At 62.2% G+C, this 2852-nt stretch carries 3 protein-coding genes; all 3 read left to right on the top strand.

The window, feature by feature from the left end; translation table 11 throughout:
* Positions 1–8: 8 nt before the first annotated feature.
* Positions 9–1004, top strand: a complete 996-nt coding sequence (plsX, locus tag ACP7A2_RS27060) for a phosphate acyltransferase PlsX (protein ID WP_426136843.1) — start codon at positions 9–11, stop codon at positions 1002–1004.
* 126 nt (positions 1005–1130) lie between these two features.
* Positions 1131–2069: an ACP S-malonyltransferase gene (gene fabD, locus ACP7A2_RS27055; RefSeq protein WP_426136841.1), complete on the top strand. Its 939-nt coding sequence runs from the start codon at positions 1131–1133 to the stop codon at positions 2067–2069.
* Positions 2070–2094: 25 nt separating this feature from the next.
* Positions 2095–2838, top strand: a complete 744-nt coding sequence (gene fabG / locus ACP7A2_RS27050) for a 3-oxoacyl-ACP reductase FabG (RefSeq protein ID WP_426136839.1) — start codon at positions 2095–2097, stop codon at positions 2836–2838.
* The last annotated feature ends 14 nt before the right edge of the window (positions 2839–2852 follow it).

The raw sequence follows: 2852 nt of genomic DNA, 5'->3' as shown, positions 1-2852 counted from the left end.
CTCTAGTCATCGCGATAGACGCAATGGGCGGGGACTTCGGTCCCCGCAGCATTGTTCAGGCCTGCATTGCCAGCCTGACTGCTACACCCTCGCTGCACCTGACCCTCGTCGGTCAACCCTCCCTTCTTGAAGAACTGATTGCCAGCCATCCGGCAGTGGATCGCGCGCGCCTGACGATTACGCCAGCCAGCGAAACCATCACCATGGATGACAAGCCTGCGGCAGCCCTGCGTGGCAAGCCCGACTCTTCAATGCGGGTGGCCCTTGAGCTGCTGCGTGATGGCAAGGTGCAAGCCTGTGTCAGCGCCGGCAACACCGGGGCGTTGATGGCGTTGTCACGGCATGTGCTCAAGACGTTGCCCGGAATCGACCGGCCGGCGATGGTGGCGGCGATTCCGACGCAGAACGGTTATTGCCAGCTGTTGGACCTGGGCGCGAACGTTGATTGCAGCGCCGAGCACTTGCTCCAGTTTGCAGTGATGGGCTCGGTGGCCGCTGAGGCGCTGGGTGTGGCCCGGCCTCGTGTGGCCTTGTTGAATATCGGCACCGAGGACATCAAGGGCAATCAGCAGGTCAAGCTTGCCGCGACCTTGCTGCAAGGCGCGCGCGGCGTGAACTACATCGGTTTTGTCGAAGGTGATGGCGTGTACCGGGGCGAGGCGGACGTGGTGGTGTGCGACGGGTTTGTCGGGAATATCCTGCTCAAGTCCAGCGAAGGCCTGGCGACCATGATTGCCACGCGCATCGAGGCGTTGTTCAAGCGCAATCTGGCGTCGCGCATGGTTGGCGCACTCGCGCTGCCGTTGATGCGCCGCTTGCAGGCTGACCTGGCACCGGCACGGCACAACGGCGCAAGCTTTTTGGGCTTGCAGGGCATCGTGATAAAAAGCCACGGTTCGGCGGGTGTGCAGGGCTTTCAGAGTGCGATTGCGCGGGCCTTGATCGAGATCCAGGAAAACTTGCCGCAACGCTTGCACGGCCGTCTTGAGGATCTGTTGCCTTAGGCGAATTGGCTCGGGAATGCTTAAATGTGACCGGCCAGTTCAATTGACCATCCAATCTGTCAGTTTCGTTCGCTGCCACCGTAGGCATGCGCATTTTTGACGACCAGATCATTAGGGGCTTGTTACATGTCTACATCCCTCGCATTCGTCTTTCCAGGGCAGGGTTCGCAGTCCCTCGGCATGTTGGCCGAGCTGGGCGCGCAATATCCACTGATCCTGGAAACCTTCAAGGAAGCTTCCGATGCCCTGGGTTACGACCTGTGGGCACTGGCCCAGCAAGGGCCGGAAGAGCAACTCAATCAAACCGACAAAACCCAGCCGGCCATTCTGACCGCCTCGATCGCCCTGTGGCGCGTGTGGCTGGCTGAAGGCGGCGCGCGCCCGGCATTTGTTGCCGGTCACAGCCTGGGCGAATACAGCGCCCTGGTGGCTGCGGGCAGCCTGACCCTCGCTGAAGCGGTCAAGCTGGTCGAGCGCCGTGGTCAACTGATGCAGGAAGCCGTTCCGGCCGGGCAGGGCGGCATGGCCGCTATCCTGGGTCTGGACGATGCCGTGGTGATCGACGCCTGCGCTGAAGCGGCGCAAGGCGAAGTGGTCAGCGCCGTGAACTTCAACTCTCCGGGCCAGGTGGTGATCGCCGGTGCCAAGGCGGCCGTTGAACGCGCCATAGAGCTGTGCAAGGCGCGTGGCGCCAAGCGTGCGCTGCCGTTGCCGGTGAGCGTGCCGTCGCACTGCGAGCTGATGCGCCCGGCTGCCGAGCGCTTTGCCGAATCCATCGCTGCCATCAACTGGCAGACGCCGCAGATCCCGCTGGTGCAGAACGTCAGCGCGGCCGTGGCCGCCGACCTCGACATCCTCAAGCGCGACCTGCTGGAGCAACTCTATAAGCCTGTGCGCTGGGTTGAGTCAGTCCAGACCCTGGCTGCCAATGGCGCCACCACACTGGTCGAGTGCGGCCCGGGCAAAGTCCTGGCTGGCCTGAACAAGCGCTGCGCCGACGGCGTGTCGACCGCCAACCTGAATACCCCTGACGCCTTCGCTGCCGCTCGCGCGGCGCTGGCCTGAACCCCTGATTTGAGGAGAAGCCTGCATGAGTCTGCAAGGTAAAGTTGCACTGGTTACCGGCGCCAGCCGTGGCATTGGCCAGGCGATCGCCCTGGAACTGGGCCGTCAGGGCGCCATTGTGATCGGCACCGCCACGTCCGCTTCGGGCGCCGAGCGTATCGCCGCGACCCTGAAGGAAAACGGCGTGCAGGGCACCGGCCTTGAGCTGAACGTGACCAGCGATGAGTCGGTTGCGGCTGTATTGGCTGAAATCACTGCACAGTTCGGCGCACCGGCTATTCTGGTGAACAACGCCGGTATCACCCGCGACAACCTGATGATGCGCATGAAAGACGACGAGTGGCATGACGTTGTCGATACCAACCTGAACAGTCTGTTTCGGCTGTCCAAAGGCGTTTTGCGCGGCATGACCAAGGCGCGTTGGGGCCGAATTATCAATATTGGCTCCGTAGTGGGTGCCATGGGCAACGCAGGCCAAGTAAACTATGCCGCGGCCAAGGCCGGTCTGGAAGGTTTCAGCCGTGCACTGGCCCGTGAAGTCGGTTCGCGTTCGATTACGGTCAACTCGGTGGCCCCAGGGTTCATCGACACCGATATGACCCGCGAACTGCCGCAAGCACAGCGTGAAGCCTTGCTGACGCAGATTCCGCTGGGTCGTTTGGGCCAGGCTCAAGAGATCGCGAATGTGGTCACTTTCCTGGCATCTGACGGTGCGGCATACGTGACTGGGGCTACAATCCCGGTGAACGGCGGGATGTACATGAGTTAAATTGTGACGGATCG

The sequence above is a fragment of the Pseudomonas sp. PWP3-1b2 genome, from assembly GCF_049896045.1.
GTDB lineage: Bacteria > Pseudomonadota > Gammaproteobacteria > Pseudomonadales > Pseudomonadaceae > Aquipseudomonas > Aquipseudomonas antarctica_B.
Note: the sequence above shows the minus strand (reverse complement) of the source record. Positions and strands in the feature narration are given on the sequence as shown.